Raw genomic sequence first — 21,962 nt, forward strand, 5'->3', positions numbered from 1 at the left:
TGACTACTCAACTGCCTCATACTGCCTGAAGGTTTGCCAGTACTTGTCTTTAAATATCTCGTAGATAATATCTACTTTGTGCTTGTGCCTTTGTACAATTTGATGGGCAATCTTGGAGCATTCCCTAAATTCATTACAGGCGAAATAGTTTGTTCGTAAACCACCAACTGTTTCTCTGCCAATATAAAGCTGCCCGTTTACATCTGCGAAATGCTCGAGCATATCATCTTCAATATCGTTTAGAAGTAGCAGTGTTTGTTCGTCTGGCAGTCCACTGTTTCCTGAGCCATCAAACACGGTTTCAAATCTTAATATCCAGGGGTGTGAGCTTTTATTGTCCCACTTCAATAATTCCAGGTTTATGGTCGCAAAGAGCGGGTTCCCGTTTTCCAGTGTCGTCTGCATCAGGGTTTGTTGTTGTACAGAAGTTACGATGGTTACCGAATCGTATTTTTCCAGGAATTCTTTTTCTCTCCAGATCAGGTAGGATTTAAGTTTCTCAATCGGTATCAGTTCTCCCTTGGCTTCGGATGTTGGGAGTAAATCCAGGCTATCTATCGCTGTGGCTGCCCTGAGTTCGCCAAGGTAGTTGTCCAGGAAAACGTAAACGCCTGTGCTGATCGTCTTAACATTTTCTTCGGTAACGTCATCATGCGTAATGACCAGGGAGATTTCATCCGGATATGCTGGGTTTTCTTCCGGATAAAAGAACATATTGTCTTTATGGAAGGTATAGTCATCCACATTGATTTTGTTTTTTGAAATAGCCGCCTCTTCTTTGTGTGCAGTAAATTTCCATCCCGGAATTTGCGGTGCCGCTGCCACCAATTCTTCTGTAAATACCAGGTTCTTGACAATGCCATCCGCAGTAAAAATCAATTCGGCCGTATGTTCATCCAGCATACCGGTCACATAATTGATCCCTTCTTTTAACTCATTCAGTTTAGGGGCTAACTTGTCAAAAAAATCTTCTTCAACGCTAGTGTGCTGTTTAACAACCTTGTGGAAGGTTTTGGCGTGGTTTGCAAACCATTTCCAGAAGTCTTCATTTGAATTGATTGCGCTTTCTTTTTTATTGGCTATGTTTTTCAAGTTGCCCATCCACACGTAATTTTTTAAGCAATATAATAGCTTAGGCTGATTTTATAACTGTTTTTTTACTATTTTCAACAATGCCGGCCAAATCTATCTTCAATCCTATAACCCCAACATTAAGACGAGTTGTTTGTTACCCCCATTGTAAAGCTGATTGAAAACTCCAGCTGCCTCATGATGAAGAACAAAAAGATTCTGATATCCGGTGCAAGTATCGCCGGTCCCACACTAGCTTACTGGCTTATTAAATACGGATTTGCGGTTACCGTGGTAGAAAAAGCACCGGCGCTTAGACTGGGCGGCCAAAATATAGACGTGAAAGGTCCGGCGAGGGAAATAGCAGTCATGATGGGGATTGAGGAGGAGATCCGTCAAAAAAATACGACAGAGATAGGTACCCGCTTTGTTGACACTGCAAATAAAACGATAGCAGAATTTAGAACTGGAGAATCTATCGGGTTGACACAAGAGCTGGAAATCCTGCGTGGCGACCTGGTGAAAATTCTATACGAACACTCAAAGGATGACGTTGACTACCGTTTTGGCGATCACATTACCAGTATCAGCCAAAGGGATGATTCGGTAAGCATAGGCTTTGCCAGTGGCAAGGAAGAAGCGTTCGACATCCTGATTTCCGCTGAGGGCATCGGTTCAAAAACCGCTGAATTGGCATTTGGCGGTCAGCCAGAGTTTAAATACCTGGGTTTGCATTCTGCATACCTAACGATTCCTAAAACAGATACCGATAGTAAATGGGCACGTTGGTGTAATGCAGCTACAGGCATCGTATATTTAATGCGGCCTGACAACTACGGAGAAACCAGGGCTTCCGTTACTTTTTTAGCCAGGGAGGGTGCCTACAAAGGGCTGTCGCCAGAAGCGCAGAAAGAAGCTTTGATTGCCAGGATTAAAGGTACAGGTTTTGAGTCTGACCGGATTATTAAGGGGATTAAGCAGACCGATGATTTGTATTTCGACAGGGTGAGTCAGGTCAAGGCGGCTAAATGGAGCATCGGCAATGTTGCCATTACGGGTGATGCAGCCTGGTGCGCAACTCCGATTGCCGGAAAAGGTACAGACCTGGCCATGGCAGGAGCTTACATACTGGCTGGTGAGTTGTTTAAAGCCGAAACTGTAAAACAGGCCTTCCAGGCATATGAAATTAAAATGCGGCCCTACGTAGAAAAGTGTCAGAAATTGCCGCCGGGAATTCCGTGGGCGGTTTACCCGACAACGAAATTCGGCCTCTTTATTTTAAAGCAACTTGTTGCAACGGTAGGAAGTAAGCCTGTGAAGTGGCTCATCGGTAAGTTAAGCGGCGGAAACAAGACGCCTGAAAAGGAAATACAGCTGCCCAATTACCTGGGCAGCGTAAAAGACTAATAATAGAAATTGGTTATTAGCTTGCGTTGTGCAGTTACCGCATACATCGCAGTCGGTTGGTCAGCCTTATTGTAATCGTACGTATAGTTTGCCGTGGTAGTGGTATTGGTACGATGATCTGTTTGCACAGATTTAATAACGTTTGCACGGCTGTAACCAACGGCAGACTGTAATTTGCTATATTGACCAAAATATGGGTTAATTTTTTGATCGTATTCGTACCTGCAAGAATTGATTAAAGTTCCGTTAGCGGAATAAGTTTTAGTTTCGGTTACATTGCCCCCAGAAAAGATGAAAACAGTATATTCTCCGGTAACACCATTGATGTCAGACGTGCTTATTTTGTAAATTTGACCATCCTTGTATTCCAAATTACGCTCAAAAAGAAATTCCGTGTTTAAGTATTGGTCATATTCGTAATACCGCATTTTGGTCAATTTATTTTCTGAATAACTGTAATTGATCCTGCTTAATTTTCTGTCGTCGTTGAATGTGTCAGAGGCATACAGAACTCCGTCTTTATGACGGAAATCTTCATACATTTCTTGTCCGGTGATTTCATCTTTACTGATTTCCTGGTAGATTTTTCCAATTGCGTTGTAGTTGTACGTAGTTAAAATGCTATGTCCATTGCTGTTGGTGCTTCTGGTTGAAACCAAAGGTTTGGCCGGATCAGGGTTTGTAGGTTCGGGTATAATTTCAGGTGATTGTTTTTTACAGCCCAGAAAAATAAGGGGAAGAAGGTAAATTAAGATTTTTTTATTCATGTCAAATGTGTGTTTGGGTAGCTTAGACGTGGTATTTGGCCAAAATGTTACAGGTAATTGAAAAACGACTGGTTACTCTTGAATTTTGAGATTTCGATTCGCTTGTTGAATATGCCTTTCGTTGTGCACAATCAGGAACGCCAATGCATCTCCTAGTCGTAGCCTAAGCATTCCGCTGATTGACGTTGGAATTCTTACATTATTTAAATCGGAAGTGCCGGCTCTCCTCAATAATTTTAGCAGCTGTTCTTGCTGTTCGATAAAATTTGCGACGATTTGATGGGCGCTAATACCTGTTTGAGGAAGGTGCTTTTTCATCGCTTGATATCGAGCGGCTTTTCGATTTGGATCCATCATTTTTATGAAATAATCACCCAGCCAACCACGCTTTACCAAGGGTACGGGCTTACTGGAAGGATTTGCAAGGGCGATCTCCAACTGCGGTAAATAAAATTCTCCATAGCTGTTTAGGTGTGCCAGGCATTGTGCAACGCTCCAGCCGCCCTGGTCAGCCTGTTTGTTGAGTTTGGAAGCTGAAGTATTCTGGTAAATGGAAATGGCTTGCTGCAAGTGCAGTTCCACCATTTCATTTAATTCTGCTAAGAATTGTGAGGTATCTGATATTTTTCTATGATTCATGGAGCGCAAATTGCAAATACCTCTGGTTTTTAGTCTTGGTATTTACCATCATTTTCAAATAGGGAGCTTGTTTATAAATTTGCTAAAATTTGTGGGGTCTATACCCAAATAGCTAGCTAAGTATTTGTGGGGAACATGTTGTAAAATATGAGGACTCCTCGAAAGTAAAGCGCGAAACTTTTCTTCTGAACTGAAACATTGCAATTCTGCCATCCTCATCAACAAGCCGCTTATCGTTGCACTTAGAGACTGGTAAATGAATGTATCTATTGCTTTGCTCGACTGTTTAAGCTTCAGTATATCCGCATACGATGCGCGTAGAAAACTCGACTGACTGAGCGTTTCATAAAAATAACGTGATTTCCGTTGTTCCAGCATGGCATCAAGTACGCCTCCAAAAGACGGTGCATAGGTGAATACCAGTGTTGCTTCTTTTCCCTGCTCATTCTGATAAAATACACGCTGCACGCCTTCAAGAATAAAATACAAGTACGGCTCTGATTCGCCTGCTGCGGTAATTATTTCCTTACGTTTTGCAAAGACCGGCTTCCATAATGCAGAAAACTGTATCCAATCTGGCTCAGGCATTGGCCCGGCAAGGTTTATAAAGTTTTTAAGCTGTTGCAGTGCAGAATCCATAATGTTGAGGCAATATTCACAATGAGTTGAGAAGATAAAAAAATCAGCATCGAAATCCAAATCATTTGGTGATGCAAAAGCGCATCTTTTATAGTGTAAAACATTAGCCCCTGATGGCTTGTTGAGAATGTAGCAATCAACTCTAACGACATGAAGACTAGTCAAAACATACCTAATCTGAAAGATAAAACTGTAGTGATCACCGGCGCCTCCAGTGGGGTGGGACTGGCAACTGCAGAAGCATTTGCAAAAGCAGGCTGCAATTTGGTGCTGGCATCCAGAGGCATACCTGCACTGGAAAAAGCAGCTCACTACTGCGAAAGCTTAGGGGCAAAGGTAATCGCAGTGCCTAGCGATGTATCTGATTATGCTCAGGTGGAAAGGCTTGCGGAAATGGCATTGACATTTACCGGGAAAATAGATTTTTGGGTAAACAATGCCGGAGTAATGGCTAGCGGGAAATTTGAGGAAGTTCCCATTTCGATTAGTCATCAAGTAGTGAAAACCAATTTGTTGGGTTACCTCAACGGCGCTCATGTTGCATTGCCAATTTTTAAATATCAACGTCATGGCATACTCATTAATAACGTTTCCATAGGTGGGTACATGCCAGCGCCATATAGCGCTGTTTACTCGGCGACAAAATTTGGTATAAAGGGGATGATGGAATGCTTGCAAGGGGAGCTCTCCGATGAAAAGGATATTCATATTTGTAATCTTTATCCGCAAATTCAACGGTCGACTGGCAATATGCATTCCGCAAAATATTCTGGACTAGATTTTAAGATTCCACCATTTGCGGCCGATCCCCGCGATACCGCTGCACAATTGCTAAGTCTGGCTACTCGACCAAGAAAGGATAAGTTTCCTGACTTTTCTTCTTATGCCTTGAAAACGCTGCATAGTATTTTCCCGAGGCTGCTGGTCAATACCGCATCAGGCGGTATGCGTTTGCTGATGAAAGTTACAGGAGCAGAACCTGATTCGGGTAATGTGCTGGAGCCTTCCAAAGCTCCGCATCAAATCTATGGTGAGACTTTGATTCCGGTGCCATCCACAAAGACGAAGACAGCATTGGGCATAGGCTTGGCTGTAGGTCTGGGAATCTTACTGCTGGCGACAAAGAAAAATTAATTTTCCTCCTTGATCAGAATACAGGCACCACCACCTGGGGCAAGTTTAACATGGATAATGTCGGTAGGGTTTACGACTTTCTGTGAAGTTTTGTTAGTCTCATTTCGGGTACGATAATCAGCATCATCACCATCCTGTATGATCAATGCCTTGTATTTACCATTCTTTAAAAAAGATAGTGGGATAGCCAGTTCCCTTGCATTTTCATTTGTTGCTGCGCCGATGAGCCATGTTTTATCGCTGGCCTGCCGCGCCATCACGATGTATTCGCCAATTTCTCCTTTGATTGTTTTGCTTTCAACCCAAGGCATTTTTTGTGCGGCGATGAATTGAAGTATTTCCGGATGTTTTTGATAATTCTCCGGAATGTCTGGTATTACCGTTACCCCTGAAAATGTAATTAAGGTACGTGCAGCTTCCGCAGCAAGTGTGGTGTTGGTGGTGTAAGCGGGACTGTGAGTCCTTCCCTCTTGACTAAGGTCAGCCAGCCCATTGTTCATATCAAGCGGTCCGGCAATCATGTTTACAAATACTGAAGTCACAAATGTTTTGGGTTCCAGAACAGTAGCGCCATCCAGCTGAGCCTGACAGTATTCGCGTGTAACTGCATTTGGAAAGGTGCGCATTTGTCCGTATGGATGTACCGGGCCATCATGAAAATCGCATAGGAGATGGTTTTTTGCACACAATTCTGTGATCATGCGTGTACGCTCATTCTTTTCAGCCGGGCTGCCCGACATAAAGCCGTACTTGATGCCGGCCGCACCCCAATCGCCATACTGTTTTAAGGTGAGATCAATGGGGAACTTCCGCCCGCCAACATCATTTAGATATAGCCAGATGCCCACATTCTTTGTTTTGCCGTATCGGATAATTTCGTGTACCTGGGCTACTTTACCGCCTTTAAGCGGATCTGATTCTTTGCCAAATTCGGGGCCGTACCAATCGGCATCAAGTGCCAGGTAGCGCATGTTATTTGCAGAAGCAAAATCCACCATTTTTTTCCAGGAGGGAAGTGACATGTCGTAGGTAAAGGCGTTTACCTGCGCACCTGCGATACGCCAGTCCCATACAGCAACCCCGGGTTTTACCCAGGAGAAATCCTGATCATTTGCTGGCGGAGGGTTTAATAATTCTATGAGGTGCGAATCAACCAATTCGCCGGGTTGGGTACCATACATGACCACCTTCCAGGCGTCACTTGGTTTGGATGCTATCGTGAACAAGTTCTCGCCTTTTTTTGACTGCAATATCAGCGGTTCTCCCCAGGATAGGCTGGCCTCGTGAATAGCCAGGTAATTGTGATCATCTACTTTAATGGTCATCACCGGCAAACGTTTATCATTACAGTCCGTTAATTGCTCCGGACCTATATTAGCGCTTTCACCGTTGTAATACCATGCGGTGTAATTGCCTGCGAAATTAAACTGTGTGAGGTCGCTAACTGCGTTTTCTTTAAGTAACTGATACCTGAAAGCTACTCCGTCATTATATGCCCTCGCTATAATTTTGTAGGTTTTCAGGTCCAATGTAAGCTCATGGTATTGCTCCGGCACGACCGCTCTCTTCCCCCAAATCGGTTTCCAAACGGACTTTATGTTACGACGGGAGGAACTGATGAATACTGGCTTTTCAATACCGCTTAAGCCCAGTTTTGAATTGCTGATTAATATTTTTGAATTGGCCGTAAATGAATATGTAACATCACCCTGCTGATTTTGGCTGAATCTTAAAATTAATTTGCCGTTCGGTGAAGTCAACACTATCGGGGATACAGCAAATCCCGGATTACTTTTACGTACTTGATCTGCTCGATTAGCCCTTACAATAAATGATGTCAATAAGATAGTAACAGTGAGGAGTTTAGTTTTCATATCTGCAATATAGCAAGACTTTAATTTGATTTCGCTTCATTTAAGTCGTGCTTTTATATAGTTTTGTGCACACACAAAAGAAACAAATATGAAATTAGTAAACCTGTCTGGGCTTTTTATAGTCCTGGTCATGCTATCTGCATGCAAAAAGGAAAGTGACCTGCCTGCTGCTGAAACTGTAGTTAGCGATTCCGCAAGTTATACCGTGAATGGCAAAAACTATGTATCCAGTCAGGTCGAAAAAGACATGACACTAACTACTCAGTCGAACACTAAAATTACTTCGGGGGTTAACTTTAATTATTTAATTCAAGGTGATGCAGATTCGCTTTTGTTTGTTCGGAACTTTACCATAAAGGCAAACAAGTCGTTCATGATCTTGTCGTTTTTAAAAGTTTATAATAAGGCAGAAACCGAATTTGCGACAGAGAATAATGGCGGCTGGCTGAACTACCCGAAGGACCGGACCGTTATTTTTGCCCCTGGATCTTATAAATATGCCACAGATTACTGGAGAAACAATTCGATATCTGGAATTGCAGTCAGGCTGATCAACGAGAATGGCGAATTTAAGTCTTACACGCAATCAGATTTGGGTAAACCGGCATCGGTTACACAAAATGATCAGCGGGATTCTAAATTCGAAATCATCAGTATAAAGAAGAGGAAATCTGATTATTTATTGGAGGCCAGGTTTAACGTAACGCTGTTTGATGATAACCATAAAATGCAAAAAGTTGAAAACGGGTATTTGAGGTTTAGCGTGCTGAAGGTTCTGGAAGGGGCTTAATTATTATATCTTTGCAAAAACTGAATTGATGGAAGGAATTACACCAAAGGAATTATTAAAATTAGTTGTTGATATCATCAAAGACGCCGTATGCGACATACATATCGACTATGTTTCGGAGCATGTTGCTGTTTTAAAAGATGGCAACGACAGCATTCATTTGGAACAAAAAAATGATGAGAACGGATCTTCTTCCTCCGTTTTCATTAATGATCCGCGCGAAATTATCGTTAGTGAAGATCTGTTGCCAGCACTGACAGCGCTTCAACATGGACTGCCGGGAAGAACAACCGCCAGACCTAAGGATGCTTCAATTGTTTTGAACGGTCTTGATGTAGAAACCTATCAAATTCTCGATGCCGCAAAGGATGCTTATGATGAATTAAATAACAGCTATCAATACGAAGCTACCCTTAAAAAATTGCATAACGAGGTAACCTGCAGTTTCAAATTTGGTGATCATGATTTTCAAATTACCCTGGTTAATCAAAATGACGCGATAGCAATAACAGCTGAAACTTCGGCAATTACCGCCAAAGGAATCGCCGATATTATTAAAAATGATACTGCAAAGGTACAGGTTGCTTTAGAGGCAATCTACAAATAGGAGTCGGTCGTGTAGCCACTCATGCAGTAATCTCAGCGTAGTGATTTCATCGAATCGCTATCAAACAGAATTAAGTAATTAAACAAAACTTGCCTCTCTGACGTTCTTTTATTAAATTTTTTTAGAATGAACGTTAACAATGAACATCTTCTGCAAGATTCTATGCTCTTGGGAAAAGTGCTGGAATCTACTAATACGGGAGTAGTTATTACTGATAATTTACTACCTGATAACCCGATCATCTATTGCAATCCGGCATTTGAGCGGATTTCAGGTTATAGCCGTGAAGAGATTATTGGTCGCAATTGCAGGTTCCTCCAGAATCAGGATCGCAACCAGCCTGCACGTCTTGAGATTAGAAAAGCGATTGATGCAGGCGAAAAGTGTATGGTGCAGATTCGCAACTACACCAAACAAGGAGATTTGTTCTATAACGAACTATACCTATCGGCAGTAAGGAATAATGCCGGGGAGGTGACAAATTTTATAGGGATCCAGAATGATATTTCTGCAAGGATAAAAGCCGAGCAGGAATTGGATCAAAACTATAAAGAGATTGAGCAGAAGGTGGCCGAACGGACTGAGATGCTGCGGGAAAGTGAAGAATATTTAGCCAGTATTGTGGAGACCATCCGCGAAAGCCTGATTGTAATGGATAAGGACTACAAAGTGCTTAGCGTAAATAATCACTTCTTGAATACCTTCAAAGTGAGCATCAATGAAACCAAGGGAAAGTTACTGTATGATCTGGGTAATGGACAATGGAACATTCCTGAACTGAAAAGAATGATGGAAGATATCCTGCCTACTAATAATCCTGTGCTTGATTATGAGGTGGAGCATGAGTTTCCACACATTGGCCGCAAACTGATGTTGCTTAACGCCCACCGCGTGGAGCTTGAAGGAAAATTTAAGGACCGGATCCTGCTGGCCATTGAAGACATCACTGAACGCAGAAATATTGAACAACGTAAGGACGATTTTCTTTCCATTGCCAGCCATGAGCTAAAAACCCCGCTGACGACAGTATTAGGGTATGTGCAAATGATGCAGCGATTGATCCCTGAAAATGCAAGTGATAAATTCAAATCTGTGGTTTCCAAAACTGGACTGTATGTGGACAGGCTAAATCAGTTGCTTAGCGAACTATTGGATGTGTCCAGGATCCAGTCGGGAAATATTGAATTGCATAAAGAGCTTTTTGATTTTGATAAGATGGTAATCGAGGCGATAGAAGGTATTCAAACAGCTACTCCTAAGTATCGCATCATCACCCGGGGAACGTCTGGGGTTTCTTTCTATGGAGATGAATCTCACCTGACGCAAGTGTTGACTAACCTAATCAGCAATGCCATTAAATATTCGCCTGATGCAAATGAGGTGGAGGTTTATGTGTCCAGGGTAAGCGATTTTGTTAAAGTATCTGTAAAAGATTTTGGGATGGGGATTAAAGAAGAGGAACGCAAAAAAATCTTTGAGCGCTTTTATCGTGTTGGTTCCATACAAAAGGACTTCCCGGGAATGGGTATAGGTCTGTATATCTGTGATCAGATCATTAAAAATCATGGGGGTTTATTTTGGGTAGAAAGCGAATTGGGGAAAGGTTCTGTTTTTTCTTTTACCCTTCCATTAAGTGCTGCAGGAAAGGAGAACGGTAATGCGTAAAAAAATTATGATCTGTGACGACGATCAGGGGATATTAGAAATGATGGAAATGATTTTGGACGAATATGGATTTGATGTCATTACAGAGACCAATAGTTTAAATGTGCTTAAAGGATTGGAGCGGGAAAATCCTGACTTGTTATTGTTAGATATATGGATGCCCATACTTTCCGGTGATCTGGTTTTACAGAATATCAAAGCAGACACGCGGTTCAATCAATTACCGGTAATCATGTACTCCGCCAGCTCTGAAGGCAGATCTATCGCTGAAACTGCGGGTGCGGATGATTATGTTGCCAAGCCATTTAATATTGACGATCTGGATAAGAAGATACGCAAATTGATCAACTGATACTTAAATGCTTTATTGATGGTTTAGTGAGCGTGGGGATCGATATGATGTGCCGTCGCCATTGCCTGCTAATGGTACAGCGAGCGGATCACCTGATCGAGATCTACTGCACTCTGTTCAATCATAGTAGAAATTGTTCGCATTTCTCCCGAGTCGGTTTCCTCACTTAGCATTTTTCCTAGAGCAACGAGATTGGCTACATGCTTCCTTACCAGATGTGAGTGCGTATTTTTCATTTCATCAAGTTCTCCCGTGATTTGGGTAAGATCTGTAATGTCGTGACCAATACAAAAAATACCCATAGGTGAACCGTCCTCATCAAACATGGCTTTGTATTCCCACTTGGTAATAAAATATCCGCCATGACCATCATTTTTTCTAATCATTGCAGGGAAAGCAGATTCCCGGTAGGTAAATGCCAGATGAGAAACAATTTTGCAAGTTTGCTGATCGTCAGGGTGTAAGGTTACTGCATAGTTTTGACCGATCAAATCGCCATGGATAGGCTCAAAAATCTGCGCATAGCGCCTGTTGAGATAACTGTAATTAGACTCCATATCTACAGCAATCAAATAATAGGTAGTGGAATTACCTAGCAGCGTTTTGATTTCATCGAATTGCTTCATATTGATGTGTCGTGACGGGAAAATATCGCAATAAACCCGAATGGTGAGCTTCTGGCGGGCAATATAGATAATTTAATTTAGTTAAATAAATTTAGTCGTGCGAAACCTTTATCTTGAAAAAGCTGTGAAGGAATAAATGATCCTTTGGTCGATAAGTTTTTAGGTTGTTCGGGCACGGAAAATATACTTAATGAGGTGTAGTGTTATGTAATAAAATATTTCTAAAGTGAAAATGTTATATTTTATGATAATAAATTGCTAAATTTTCTTTCAGGTATAAATACAGTTAAGTTACAGTACTTTTCTACCAAACTATAGGTTATAAGAATGGTTAGCTATGTGAACAATTCATTAATCACTTTTAACCTACCTATCATGTTTCATCATTCAAAAGATTTACAATTTAATGCCCGTGTGTCTCGTCCCGACCCGGCCTTCGCAAACATCCTGTTGGAACAGTTTGGCGGTGAAAACGGCGAATTAGCAGCAGCCATGCAATATTTTACGCAAGCCTTTGGTGCCAAGCAACCACACCCAGACAAGTATGACATGCTTATGGACATCGCTACGGAAGAATTTTCGCATCTGGAAATTGTTGGCGCGACCATTCAGATGTTACTTAAGGGAGTAAATGGGGAGTTGAAAAACGCCGCTGACTCGTCTGAAATTATGCAGGTTCTGGAAGGCAAGGCTGCTAAAGAAAATATCATCCATGCCGCGCTAAGCGCAAATCCTCAGTTCCCGATCATAACTGGCGGTGGACCAACGTTAAGGAACAGTCAGGGAATTCCATGGTGCGCATCTTATATACATTCCAATGGAGACCTAACTGTTGATTTAAGAAGCAATCTTGCATCAGAATCAAGAGCTAAATTGGTTTATGAACACCTGATGAAGTTTACAGATGATCCTTATGTGAAGGAGACTTTGTCATTTTTGATGACCAGGGAAGTAGCGCACTATAAAATGTTTGAAGCGGCTTTGGAAACGATTCAGCCTAATTTCCCTCCAGGAATTTTGCAGGCCGATCCTCGTTATACCCAACAATATTTTAATTTGTCGCCTTCACAAAGTGTTCGCGGCCCGTGGAATGAAGGTGAGATGCCAGGAATGGGATTACAGTGGGATTATATTGCTGAGCCATTCGATCATATCTCCGAAACGGAGGGATTGACCAATCTGGATGATGACAAAGCGGAAGAATTGGAGACAGCGGACCAACTTAATGAACAATTGAGCGAAGAGCGTAGTTCGGAAGTCAAAAACGCTGAACCGGAAGGTGTAGCGCAATGGAGCGATTATACAGCTGATGAGTCAATGGATTAGCCAAAGTTGATAACGATCTAAACATCATTTATTACTGGATACCTAAACTTAAAACCGGGGAAGATCTGCTTAGATAGTCCCCGGTTTCTTATTGATTACGGAATACTGTGTTTATGTTTCCTCAAAAACGCACTACATTCCAATATGCTGTTTTGGGTTGCAGATCTTTATCAAATAGAAGCGGGTAATTTTTTCTTCCACGAACCGGGAAATTATCAAGCCAGGAAGAGCGGTCTGACAGATTCCAAAAGGTAACTCCCGTTAGTATTCCCTTGTTTTGTCGAAATGTTTTAAAGAGTGTACCGTACTGATTTGCCTGCTGCTGATCCAACATAGGTGTAAATCCTTTTGCAGCATCGCCAGCCTGCTCCTGTATATTGCCATCTCCATAAATAGAGACATCAAGTTCTGTTACCTGAACTTTTAAACCCAGGGAAGCATATTGTTGGATTGCCTGATTGAGCATTTCCTGAGAAGGATTGTTAAGTGACCAATGACCTTGCAGGCCAATGGCGTGCACAGGAACGCCTGCATCAACTAGCATTTTGAGTAACTTGAAAATACGTTGTCTTTTTTCCGGATATTCTGTATTATAATCATTGTAAAAAAGTACAGCCTTTGGATCTGCCTGGTGGGCATATTCAAACGCTTTGCTGATAAAATCTTCGCCACAGATTTTATACCATAGCGAGTTGCGAAGGAATTCTTTTGGGTTATCTGAAATGGCTTCGTTCACCACATCCCAGGCATAGATTTTTCCTTTATACCTGCCTACCACAGTTTGGATATGGTCTTTTAATCGCCCAAATAAAACTTCTTTGCTCACCAAAGCTCCCGACTGGTCGTAAAAGATCCACTTTGGTGCTTGAGAATGCCAGCATAGGTTGTGCCCGCGCACCTTTAAATGGTTGGCAACAGCAAAATTTACGATCGCATCAGCACCCTCCCAATTGTAGCGGTTTTCTTCGGGGTGAATGGGTTGCATTTTCATTGCATTCTCTGCTGTAAGGCTATTAAAGTGTTTGAGTATAAATTGTCGTTGCGTAGAATCCTGCAGCTGACCGGGTGTTACTGCCACACCTATTGGGAAAAATTTGGTATAATAGTCTTTTAGGCCCTTATTGCTAGTTTTCTGTTGGGCAATGGAAATCTTAGGAGCGATACAAGATAACAGCAGTATCGATATAACCAGGTTTCTACTGTTTTGAGGAAAAATTGACTTCGTCATTGAAAATGATAAATTTAGAAGTAAAGATAACATACAGCATGAGAACTTTAGCCAAAACCAGTTGATTCTTATAGATTCCAATATCGGAGGTAGCCGGGCTTTTCATTGCTGCCATAGTAATAGCAAACGATATAGATAACCGTAGGCTTTTTCAGAAACGTAGTCCCACTAACGCTAATATCGGTTAATAAATGCCTTAGGTAAGCTTTGTTTAAATCCGGGTTATTAAATTTTTCTATTGCTTTGACTTTGCCTACTCCTCTGGTTTTTTTTATCTGCACTTTAAAAACTCCGACCATGTTATTGTTTTTATAGCCATCAAATAAATTGTATCCTGGAGTTGTGAACTTGAGGTTTGAAGGATTCAAATTTGTAATACCGTGTTTCTTAAGCAAGTCTAGCGTAAGGACTTCCAGGTCTCTGCTTCTTTTATAATTTTTCGCAGCTTTAGGCTCCTGAATTGGGTCATAAAAATCATCCATTCTATGGCTTCCCGAGCAGGCTCCAAAACTTAAGACCCCTTTATATACCTTGGCAAATATCAACCATGTTGTATTCTCTGTAGCTGCAAACCGGCATGAACTCCTGTCGTCACTCATAATTTTAATTGTTTTTAGCGGATTGCCTTTATACAAAGTAATCATCTCTATGTCGACGTCTTTGTACAATGCATTTGTTGAGTCGGGTGTTATTTTAATAATTTTTACCATTGCCGCGAAACTGGCACGCTGATAATCTTCAACGACAGTGGTATTAGCACAGACGCAGGCAAAACTATCCAATGATGCAAACAAAGATGCGATAAGAAGAATAAGCGTTAAATTTTTCATAGTGACAGGCTAGGTATGTAAGTTATCAAAAACTCCTGTATGTTTGGACTGGAAATTGTACCTAGGTTTTTAATGACCAGATTTACGCTACTTATTCTCACTGCAATACTCTTAGTTGCCTGCAAAAACAAAAAGTCTGTGGAGAAGAACACAGTTTTAAATACCAGCAAGGAAGCCGTTACTCATACCGATACCTTGCAGTTTGTCGCTTTTGATGGTAATGCTGGTTACTGGATCAGTACTTTCCTCAACTCAAAGAACGATACCGTTTCTTTTGTAACCGACAGTGCAATATCCGAACATTTGAAAGACCGGCTTTTTAAAGTGAGCTGGTTTTCCGACACGCTTTATGAGGCTGGCGACAATGATCGTAAGTATACAGCCAACCGCCTTTCTCATTTGCGCTTACTTAAAGGAAAGCCATTTAATGCAGCAGAGGTGATCGCAGCGCCGGCTACTGAAGCGCAGATTATTAAAGACCTTAAAAATATACCTGAAGTACAGTCCGGCGCAGATCAAGTGGGTATTGCCGAAAGGCCGGCTAAAGGGAAAGCTTACTACCTTATTGAAACCGGCACCCATGGGGAAGACAATTTTTCGCGCTTCCTGATGTTCAGGGTATATGTCCACCCTAATTACGAAATCAAAGTATATGACCCTGCTAATGACATAGAACTAACGCTCGAGGAGTGGAGAAAATTAAACAAATGATCATTATGACAATTACTACTGGATTTATTATAAAACTAATATGCCTTGCGCTTCCTTTTACCATACTTACCTTCATCCTTCATGATGGCAGCTCTAGTGGCGGTATTGGTGGCGGGGGTTACGACCTATCGGGCCTGGTTTACGGATCATTACTCTTCGCTGTAATCATCATCTGGTTGCTTTGGATGTTAATCAGTTATTCCAATGCAAAAGATAGTAACCAGAGTACCCAGCAACTGATACTGACGGCAATTGGTGTCGTCGCATTAATAGCAGCCTGGTTTATCACGCCAAGAATGTTTTAATATGGGTTAATCTACAAATTTTACCCGCTCGCCTTCTAGTTTTGCGTAGCCCCGGCCTATAGCGGTTTCAATGCCTTGGTTGACTGCTGTTGAAACATTAGCGCCAACTTTCCCGTATCCGAAAAGCTTTGCGGTTTCTCTGATTAAGTCTTGCCTGGACAGGCTGATTTGGTTTTTTAATACTTCATGTATGCCATTGGCAATTTCTTCTGGAGACAAGTCTTCCGGATCTCTTCGTTGCACTTCCAAATCTGTTGTTCTAAAAGTTTTATAATTGGTGTTGTCTTGTCCGCTTTTCCAGAAGAATGTGGTAACCATATTTTCTGTTTGTTGAAGGGACATGGACATAGTTAAATCATCTAAGTATCTAGCGGCTTTGCCACCCGATCGTGTAATTCCCCAGGCGTTTAGAACACGTTTGTAGAGTAGGGTTTTGCTGATGGGCGCTTCTGTTTGGATGATATTGAACAGCTGTGCTTTTATCTTGCCGCGGTTTGCCGGGTTTAGAAATTCCTCGGGAGTGCTGGTATGGGTGTATTCCAGATCGGTAACTTCATAATGGAGTGCGGAAAATTGCAGGTGAGATTGCTTCGTCTCTGTATTCCTCGCATGTAATTGGGAGCTTCCATTTGCAACAGGGGTTTGCTTGATCTCTTCATTAACGGCGATAGCAGGTTTTGTTTTTGCTTCGTTGATGGCTTTAAGGATACCGGCTATTACCGCTTCTGGTTTTTCCCACCACTCCGTGCTCCATATTTTATGGATATTCCAGCCCAAGGCCTTTAACACGTCAAGTTGCACAATTTCCCGGTCTTTAGAAGTTTTAGCGGCTACGTAGCCTTTGCCATCACACAGTATTCCTAAAATATATTCGTTTTCGTTCTCGGGGTTTACTACCGCCAGGTCTATCTTATAAGCAGAACAGCCAATCTGGGTATGTACCTCGTGGCCGTGTTTCCGAATCTCTTCTGCAATGAGGTTTTCAAACTCGGGTTCCCAATCGGCCGTATTGGCTGTACGCCCTGGCAATGCCACTCTGCCTTTTTCCGCATAGGCCAAAAATGCTTTTAAGCCAGCCATGCCTTCTGAACGGGAGCGGTTTAAGTCAATCTGATCTGCCGTAAGCGTAGAGAAAACCATCATTTCATAACGTGCCCTTGATACCGCTACATTTAAACGCCTCCAGCCACCTTCTCTATTGATAGGACCAAAGTTTAGACTTACGTGTCCTTTTTCATCAGGGCCATAACCGATAGAAAACAGGATAATGTCGCGCTCATCGCCCTGTACGTTTTCCAGGTTCTTGATAAAAATGGGTTCTTCGGTTTCCAGGGCAATTTGCTCTAAATCTGGTCGCAAGCTAAAAATGGAAGTAAGCTTGTCTTCTATCAGGGTTTGCTGTACAGCGCTGAAGGTTACGATGCCGATGCTTTTCTTAGCCAGGGTGGAGTCTGAAAGCCTCCTTACAATCTCATTGACAATAGCATCTGCCTCGAATTTATTTTGCCTGCTTTTTCCTTTATCGTAATACCCCTCAACTGGCACAAATTTAACTTTGGAACTGATGTCGTCCATAGAGGGGAAGGTGAGCAGTTTGTTTTCGTAGTATTTGGCGTTACTAAAGGCAATTAAGCTTTCATGCTTGCTGCGGTAATGCCACAACAGGTGTTGTGAAGGCATGGAGAGGGCAAGGCAATCGTCCAGAATGCTTTCCAGGTCTTCTTTCTCAATATTTTCTTCATCAATATTGTTTACGGCAAAGAAGCTGGTGGGCGGCATTTGTTTGGGATCGCCAACAATGATCACATTGCTTGCCCTCGCGATGGCGCCTACGGCCTCGCAGGTTGGCATTTGGGATGCTTCATCAAAAATGACCAGGTCAAATTGCTCGATATTGGCTTCGAAATACTGCGCTACTGAAATGGGACTCATCAACATACAAGGTGTGAGGCGGTGCAGTAGATTGGGTATGCCATCAAATATTTTACGGATGGAGGTAGCGCGACCGTTGTTACGGATATTCCTTTGCAGGAAGCCGATCTCTGAACTTTGAGAGGCTTCTTGAGCAAAAGAAGGAACTTTGGAAGCCAGTTTGGCGTACAGTTCCTGCCTTGTGAGCAATTCAAATTGCTTGCTGATTTGACGAAATTTTCTGATCTTATCCTGGAACAGGCTGCCATTGAAGGCGTTTAACAGCGGATCGCCTTCTATAACATAATCTGCCGCCGAACGGTAAAAGCTTTTAAGGAACTCTGCATGGAGATTAATGCCGACAATGGTACCACTTTCGTATGCTTCTACCAGTGGTTGGAGGCCAGATTGGTTAGCTTTTGTTTTTACTTGCAGCCAGCTGATCCAGTCTTTTAGCTGGTGAAGGTGATCTACCCAGCCTTGAGCCTCCGTGCTCAGATTAGTGACCCAGTCGGCCCCTGAGCGGGTCAGCAACTTACGGTCTAGTTGTAACACCCGGTTTAGTTCCAGTTCTGTTTTGGACAGTTCATCGCTCTGCGCTATGTAAGTATGTAGGTTGTTGGAATTGGCACTTATAAATAGCTTGCTGCCTTCGGTAAATTGCTCGGCCATGGCCATGCGCCATTTCCGACTGCCGGAAACATCCAGCAATGCCGCTACATTGCGGTTAATTTGAATGAGCGTGTTGCAAGCGCTGAGGATATTGGGCCAATTGGCCGATCCGTTGTTCCATAAGAAGCCCAGTGCAGTTGGCAAGTTACTGGCCTGGTCTATAAATGCTTGCTCTTCCTGCAAGGCGATGATGTTCTTTAACAGGGCGGGTACTTGCTCCTTATTGATTTTAGCGCCAATGCCGTGGGCAGTCAACTCTTTTAGCAGGCTGTTTTGCGCAAACCATTTGGGCAGGAACCACTTTTCTGATGCCATGTTCCATTCGGTCAGCAATCGCCTTGCGGTTAAAGTAAATACACTGTCTTCAAAATACTGCCGCAACGCTGTTTTCAGTTCATCTCGTTTGATACCATGATCGGCTACGCCAATGATTTGGGCCAGGGTTTGCTCAAATGAATCGACCTTTAAAAGCGCGGCGGGAACATCCGGAAGGTTAAGCATATGGTTAGCCAACTCGTACAACGCATCATTTTGATCGCGACTAACCAATGTGATGTCAATTTTGAGCGTTTCTGCTGCCTGCGCAGCACTCGTTCTAATCTGTTGGAGCAATTGGACGAGCTTTTGGGAAAGCAAAGACCCCTCTTCCCTGATTTGTTGGGTGAAATTGCTCACTCCAATGGCTTTAAGCGGATGGCCGTGCGCGTTGCCTACTACCTGGGCTGCCGCCTGCATTTCTTCTGCCAGGTCTCCCCATGTGATGAACTGTTGCTGCGTTAGGTTCTCCAGCCTGGCTGCAGGGAAACGCACGTTCCCAGTTGCATTTTTGATTTGCCCATAATTGCTAAACAGTTCAAACAAGGAGTAACCGAATGACTGCTTTTGGTGTAAGGCCGTAACATATTGGTTGAGTTCTGCGCGGAGATCGAAAAGGCGACCGGCCTCATCCAGATAGTTTTGCGGTGATGCTTTCCCTTGGATATCTGTAGCTGCTTTAAGCTGTTGCAATACCTCAGATTTTTTAGATTTATTGGAGTGAAGCTCCAGGCAGAAACTGCCAATCCCGATGGCTTCCAGCCGACTTTCTACTACCTCCAGCGCTGCTTTTTTGGCCGCAACAAACAATACCTTTTTGCCCTGGTACAGCGCGTTGGCAATGATGTTTGTGATGGTTTGCGACTTACCCGTTCCCGGAGGGCCATGCAGTACAAAGCTTTTGTTTTGCGATGAGCTGATGATGGCCTGCAACTGTGAAGAATCTGTGCTGATGGGCAAAGACAGCGCTGCGGGGTGTAATTGATCGTCTAGTATGGCCTCGTTGTCAAGTTGCTCTCCTATTTCCCATTCCAATTTCCCCGAAACCAAACTGGCCACTACTTTATTACGAAGCAGTTTATGGGAGTTGTTGTGGATATCGTTCCATAAAATGAATTTGCTAAAAGAGAAGTTGCCGAGTATGGCCTGTTCTTCTACATCCCAACGGGATTTCTCCATAACGGCCTGGCGTATGGTGTTGAAGATCATTTTTACATCCACGCCACTTTCGTCTTTAGGCAGGGATTCTAAACCGCCTATGTTGATGCCGAAATCTTGTCGCAGCATTTCCAACAGGGTGATGTTCATTATGGTTTCTTCTTCGCGGCTTTTGATGATGTAGCCTTTGAGCGCAGATTTTCGAACAATTTCTATCGGAATGAGCAGGAGCGGGGCATATCTTGGGCGTTCGCTGGCCTCGGTTTCATACCATTTAAGTAAGCCCAAACCGATGTAAAGGGTGTTTGCACCATTCTCTTCCATGGAGGTGCGGGAAGCCCTGTAGATAGTGGTGAGGCTATAGGCCAGGTCTTGCTCGTTAAGAAAGGTACGAATTTTATAGTGACCAAGCTCATGCTTTACAAGGTCTGAAATGGGATCTGAATTGTTAATTTTTTTATAGATCACTGTGTCGCGCAGGGGATTATCCCAGTCGGACGGTCTTGGTAACATGTGAAATTCGCTGCCAGTGGCAAGCGCATCTTCCAACTTAGAGGCATCAATGGTAATGAACTGGATAATGCTTTTGGTAACGCGTAGATTAAGGAGGCTGTTTCTTAAAGTAAGGTCCAGGAGTTTACGTTCCCAAAGAAGTTGTTTGGATACATCGATCCTATCTGTATAATTTAGTTTTTCGCCTACATAGATATCTTCAGGCGAATCGTGATTTCGCGTTGCGCTGATTTCTTCTTCAATTTCCCAGCCGCCTGGTGTTTGGATTCGTAAAGGTAGTGGTCTGACACTGCCATATCTGGCACGTTTTACATCCAGAAAGAGGATAAAATCTTCTGTAATCTTTTGCATCGCCTGCGCTACCGCGCTATCAAAAGAAGTGTTCATACCGGCATTCATGCAGGTGGCTTCCAGGATGGCGATTTCACTGATGCCATCTGCCATGCGTTTGGTAATGAGTGAGGCATCGTCATTAACGGCATCGGCAAAGGTTTCGTCAATTAACCAGGCGCCGCAAAAGGCATGGCCTTTGGTAATGATAAGGAGTGGTCTGATACCTACTGCCTCCAGACACGCGGCGTAGAGCAGAGAGAGGTCCAGGCAGTTGGCCAGTTTATTGGAGAAGATGGCATCTGCCAGGCGGATACGCTGACCAGACTCTTCGAAGCTTGCCGGAACAGAACAGTAGATGAGTTGCATTTCTGCAATGGCTTCAAAGATGGCGGCCATTTGCTTACGCACCCGATCAGGATTTCTGCTTTGGTATTCATCAAACGAGGGGTTGCCCGTCCACCGCTCTAATATTATTGCCGCATTCCTGATGATCCTGGAGATTTCTGGATGGTTTGGCGTGATAAAAGCGGCAAGCATTTCAGGCAGGATAGAGATCCCATTCCACTGGTCGTATGCCAGGATTTCAATAGGAAAATTTTCAATTTGTTCCTGACCATTAAAAGTGAGCTTTATCGAAACGTGACCTACAACACGTTCTGTAAGTTCTGCAAGGTATTTTGACTGTATGGCAATTGGTATGGCGCCAAACTCAAAGCTTTCGTTTTTTCTTAAAAACTGTATGGATTGTTTCCAGGCGACCGTAAATTCTGGTTCTGTAGATATTTCGATATCAATGTTTTGTATATCGTACTCAGCGTTGTTTTGAATTTTCAGTGATTTTACTGCCGGTACGTGATTTTGCTGCAAAGCGAAATTGAGTACAGGAGTATAAATAAAGTCGGTTTTAAGCAAAGCTTTTGAGAGAATATCCATATTGGTTAAATTATGCAAAATTCAGTAAAGCCCGGTAGTGATTGCTGAAAATAATAGAAAGTGATTTTAGCTGTGAGCCGATTAAATCGCTAATCGGCTCAAAATTTGCTAATATTTGAGCCGAATAAGTTTATTAATCGGCTCATGATTTACAAT

General features: G+C 42.8%; 18 protein-coding genes. 9 read left to right on the plus strand and 9 right to left on the minus strand.

The features are described 5' to 3' along the window. Nucleotides 1–3 precede the first annotated feature (3 nt). On the minus strand, nt 4–1,101 hold the full coding sequence (locus ACXZ1K_RS07915) for a DUF695 domain-containing protein (RefSeq protein WP_458972840.1): 1,098 nt from the start codon (nt 1,099–1,101) through the stop codon (nt 4–6). Between the two features lie 168 nt (nt 1,102–1,269). Here ACXZ1K_RS07915 and ACXZ1K_RS07920 point away from each other — a divergent pair, with 168 nt between their 5' ends. Next, the gene (locus ACXZ1K_RS07920; protein ID WP_458972841.1) at nt 1,270–2,478 is read left to right on the plus strand and encodes an FAD-dependent monooxygenase; all 1,209 of its coding nucleotides are present in this window, start codon (nt 1,270–1,272) and stop codon (nt 2,476–2,478) included. Here the strand turns inward: ACXZ1K_RS07920 and ACXZ1K_RS07925 are convergent. The 3 genes from ACXZ1K_RS07925 to ACXZ1K_RS07935 all read right to left on the minus strand — a co-directional run bounded on the left by ACXZ1K_RS07925 (nt 2,475) and on the right by ACXZ1K_RS07935 (nt 4,523). Next, the gene (locus ACXZ1K_RS07925; RefSeq protein ID WP_458972842.1) at nt 2,475–3,245 is read right to left on the minus strand and encodes a hypothetical protein; all 771 of its coding nucleotides are present in this window, start codon (nt 3,243–3,245) and stop codon (nt 2,475–2,477) included. The two genes, ACXZ1K_RS07920 and ACXZ1K_RS07925, sit on opposite strands and share 4 nt — an antisense overlap. A gap of 72 nt (nt 3,246–3,317) precedes the next feature. Beyond that, nucleotides 3,318–3,884, minus strand: a complete 567-nt coding sequence (locus ACXZ1K_RS07930; RefSeq protein ID WP_458972843.1) for a DinB family protein — start codon at nt 3,882–3,884, stop codon at nt 3,318–3,320. Between the two features lie 54 nt (nt 3,885–3,938). After that, on the minus strand, nt 3,939–4,523 hold the full coding sequence (locus ACXZ1K_RS07935; RefSeq protein ID WP_458972844.1) for a Crp/Fnr family transcriptional regulator: 585 nt from the start codon (nt 4,521–4,523) through the stop codon (nt 3,939–3,941). A 150-nt stretch (nt 4,524–4,673) separates the two neighbouring features. On the opposite strand from ACXZ1K_RS07935, the gene ACXZ1K_RS07940 reads away from it, so the two are divergent. Then, nucleotides 4,674–5,657, plus strand: coding sequence for an SDR family oxidoreductase (locus ACXZ1K_RS07940; protein ID WP_458972845.1), 984 nt, complete (start codon nt 4,674–4,676; stop codon nt 5,655–5,657). On the opposite strand, the gene ACXZ1K_RS07945 is transcribed toward ACXZ1K_RS07940, so the two are convergent. Beyond that, complete coding sequence (locus tag ACXZ1K_RS07945; protein WP_458972846.1) at nt 5,654–7,531, minus strand: glycoside hydrolase family 97 protein; 1,878 nt, start codon at nt 7,529–7,531, stop codon at nt 5,654–5,656. The genes ACXZ1K_RS07940 and ACXZ1K_RS07945 overlap by 4 nt on opposite strands. A gap of 88 nt (nt 7,532–7,619) precedes the next feature. Here ACXZ1K_RS07945 and ACXZ1K_RS07950 point away from each other — a divergent pair, with 88 nt between their 5' ends. The 4 genes from ACXZ1K_RS07950 (at nt 7,620) to ACXZ1K_RS07965 (ending at nt 10,945) form a co-directional block, all read left to right on the plus strand. Then, a complete protein-coding gene (locus tag ACXZ1K_RS07950; RefSeq protein WP_458972847.1) occupies nt 7,620–8,321 on the plus strand; it encodes a hypothetical protein in 702 nt (233 codons plus the stop codon). A gap of 28 nt (nt 8,322–8,349) precedes the next feature. After that, nucleotides 8,350–8,928: a hypothetical protein gene (locus ACXZ1K_RS07955; protein WP_458972848.1), complete on the plus strand. Its 579-nt coding sequence runs from the start codon at nt 8,350–8,352 to the stop codon at nt 8,926–8,928. A 126-nt stretch (nt 8,929–9,054) separates the two neighbouring features. Next, nucleotides 9,055–10,593 (plus strand): PAS domain-containing sensor histidine kinase, encoded by a 1,539-nt coding sequence (locus ACXZ1K_RS07960; protein ID WP_458972849.1) that lies wholly within the window; start codon nt 9,055–9,057, stop codon nt 10,591–10,593. Next, a complete protein-coding gene (locus tag ACXZ1K_RS07965; RefSeq protein WP_458972850.1) occupies nt 10,586–10,945 on the plus strand; it encodes a response regulator in 360 nt (119 codons plus the stop codon). The genes ACXZ1K_RS07960 and ACXZ1K_RS07965 overlap by 8 nt, the downstream gene beginning before the upstream one ends. Before the next feature lie 68 nt (nt 10,946–11,013). On the opposite strand, the gene ACXZ1K_RS07970 is transcribed toward ACXZ1K_RS07965, so the two are convergent. Beyond that, nucleotides 11,014–11,571 carry a PAS domain S-box protein gene (locus tag ACXZ1K_RS07970; protein ID WP_458972851.1) on the minus strand — a complete coding sequence of 186 codons (558 nt, stop codon included), beginning with the start codon at nt 11,569–11,571 and terminating at the stop codon, nt 11,014–11,016. 375 nt (nt 11,572–11,946) lie between these two features. On the opposite strand from ACXZ1K_RS07970, the gene ACXZ1K_RS07975 reads away from it, so the two are divergent. Beyond that, entirely contained in the window at nt 11,947–12,897 is a 951-nt protein-coding gene (locus tag ACXZ1K_RS07975) for a manganese catalase family protein (RefSeq protein WP_458972852.1), read from the plus strand. 121 nt (nt 12,898–13,018) lie between these two features. Here ACXZ1K_RS07975 and ACXZ1K_RS07980 read toward each other — a convergent pair whose 3' ends face one another. Both ACXZ1K_RS07980 and ACXZ1K_RS07985 read right to left on the minus strand, forming a co-directional pair. After that, nucleotides 13,019–14,125, minus strand: a complete 1,107-nt coding sequence (locus ACXZ1K_RS07980) for an endo-1,4-beta-xylanase (RefSeq protein WP_458972853.1) — start codon at nt 14,123–14,125, stop codon at nt 13,019–13,021. Nucleotides 14,126–14,193: 68 nt separating this feature from the next. Beyond that, nucleotides 14,194–14,955 carry a hypothetical protein gene (locus ACXZ1K_RS07985; protein WP_458972854.1) on the minus strand — a complete coding sequence of 254 codons (762 nt, stop codon included), beginning with the start codon at nt 14,953–14,955 and terminating at the stop codon, nt 14,194–14,196. A 39-nt stretch (nt 14,956–14,994) separates the two neighbouring features. On the opposite strand from ACXZ1K_RS07985, the gene ACXZ1K_RS07990 reads away from it, so the two are divergent. Both ACXZ1K_RS07990 and ACXZ1K_RS07995 read left to right on the plus strand, forming a co-directional pair. Beyond that, nucleotides 14,995–15,666 (plus strand): hypothetical protein, encoded by a 672-nt coding sequence (locus ACXZ1K_RS07990; RefSeq protein WP_458972855.1) that lies wholly within the window; start codon nt 14,995–14,997, stop codon nt 15,664–15,666. Nucleotides 15,667–15,671: 5 nt separating this feature from the next. Beyond that, on the plus strand, nt 15,672–15,971 hold the full coding sequence (locus ACXZ1K_RS07995; RefSeq protein ID WP_458972856.1) for a hypothetical protein: 300 nt from the start codon (nt 15,672–15,674) through the stop codon (nt 15,969–15,971). Between the two features lie 6 nt (nt 15,972–15,977). Here ACXZ1K_RS07995 and ACXZ1K_RS08000 read toward each other — a convergent pair whose 3' ends face one another. Continuing rightward, nucleotides 15,978–21,806, minus strand: coding sequence for a DUF3320 domain-containing protein (locus ACXZ1K_RS08000; RefSeq protein ID WP_458972857.1), 5,829 nt, complete (start codon nt 21,804–21,806; stop codon nt 15,978–15,980). Between the last annotated feature and the right edge of the window lie 156 nt (nt 21,807–21,962).

This window comes from Pedobacter jaeyakensis, assembly GCF_054461315.1.

Bases quoted from the DNA above. Each gene is read 5' to 3' on its own strand.
- ACXZ1K_RS07920 (WP_458972841.1), top strand. From the start codon at position 1,270: ATGATGAAGAACAAAAAGATTCTGATATCCGGTGCAAGTATCGCCGGT.
- ACXZ1K_RS07940 (WP_458972845.1), top strand. From the start codon at position 4,674: ATGAAGACTAGTCAAAACATACCTAATCTGAAAGATAAAACTGTAGTG.
- ACXZ1K_RS07970 (WP_458972851.1), bottom strand. From the start codon at position 11,571: ATGAAGCAATTCGATGAAATCAAAACGCTGCTAGGTAATTCCACTACC.
- ACXZ1K_RS07995 (WP_458972856.1), top strand. From the start codon at position 15,672: ATGACAATTACTACTGGATTTATTATAAAACTAATATGCCTTGCGCTT.
- ACXZ1K_RS07975 (WP_458972852.1), top strand. From the start codon at position 11,947: ATGTTTCATCATTCAAAAGATTTACAATTTAATGCCCGTGTGTCTCGT.
- ACXZ1K_RS07915 (WP_458972840.1), bottom strand. From the start codon at position 1,101: ATGGGCAACTTGAAAAACATAGCCAATAAAAAAGAAAGCGCAATCAAT.
- ACXZ1K_RS07935 (WP_458972844.1), bottom strand. From the start codon at position 4,523: ATGGATTCTGCACTGCAACAGCTTAAAAACTTTATAAACCTTGCCGGG.
- ACXZ1K_RS07945 (WP_458972846.1), bottom strand. From the start codon at position 7,531: ATGAAAACTAAACTCCTCACTGTTACTATCTTATTGACATCATTTATT.
- ACXZ1K_RS07955 (WP_458972848.1), top strand. From the start codon at position 8,350: ATGGAAGGAATTACACCAAAGGAATTATTAAAATTAGTTGTTGATATC.
- ACXZ1K_RS07965 (WP_458972850.1), top strand. From the start codon at position 10,586: ATGCGTAAAAAAATTATGATCTGTGACGACGATCAGGGGATATTAGAA.
- ACXZ1K_RS07950 (WP_458972847.1), top strand. From the start codon at position 7,620: ATGAAATTAGTAAACCTGTCTGGGCTTTTTATAGTCCTGGTCATGCTA.
- ACXZ1K_RS07985 (WP_458972854.1), bottom strand. From the start codon at position 14,955: ATGAAAAATTTAACGCTTATTCTTCTTATCGCATCTTTGTTTGCATCA.
- ACXZ1K_RS07990 (WP_458972855.1), top strand. From the start codon at position 14,995: ATGTTTGGACTGGAAATTGTACCTAGGTTTTTAATGACCAGATTTACG.
- ACXZ1K_RS07925 (WP_458972842.1), bottom strand. From the start codon at position 3,245: ATGAATAAAAAAATCTTAATTTACCTTCTTCCCCTTATTTTTCTGGGC.
- ACXZ1K_RS07930 (WP_458972843.1), bottom strand. From the start codon at position 3,884: ATGAATCATAGAAAAATATCAGATACCTCACAATTCTTAGCAGAATTA.
- ACXZ1K_RS08000 (WP_458972857.1), bottom strand. From the start codon at position 21,806: ATGGATATTCTCTCAAAAGCTTTGCTTAAAACCGACTTTATTTATACT.
- ACXZ1K_RS07960 (WP_458972849.1), top strand. From the start codon at position 9,055: ATGAACGTTAACAATGAACATCTTCTGCAAGATTCTATGCTCTTGGGA.
- ACXZ1K_RS07980 (WP_458972853.1), bottom strand. From the start codon at position 14,125: ATGACGAAGTCAATTTTTCCTCAAAACAGTAGAAACCTGGTTATATCG.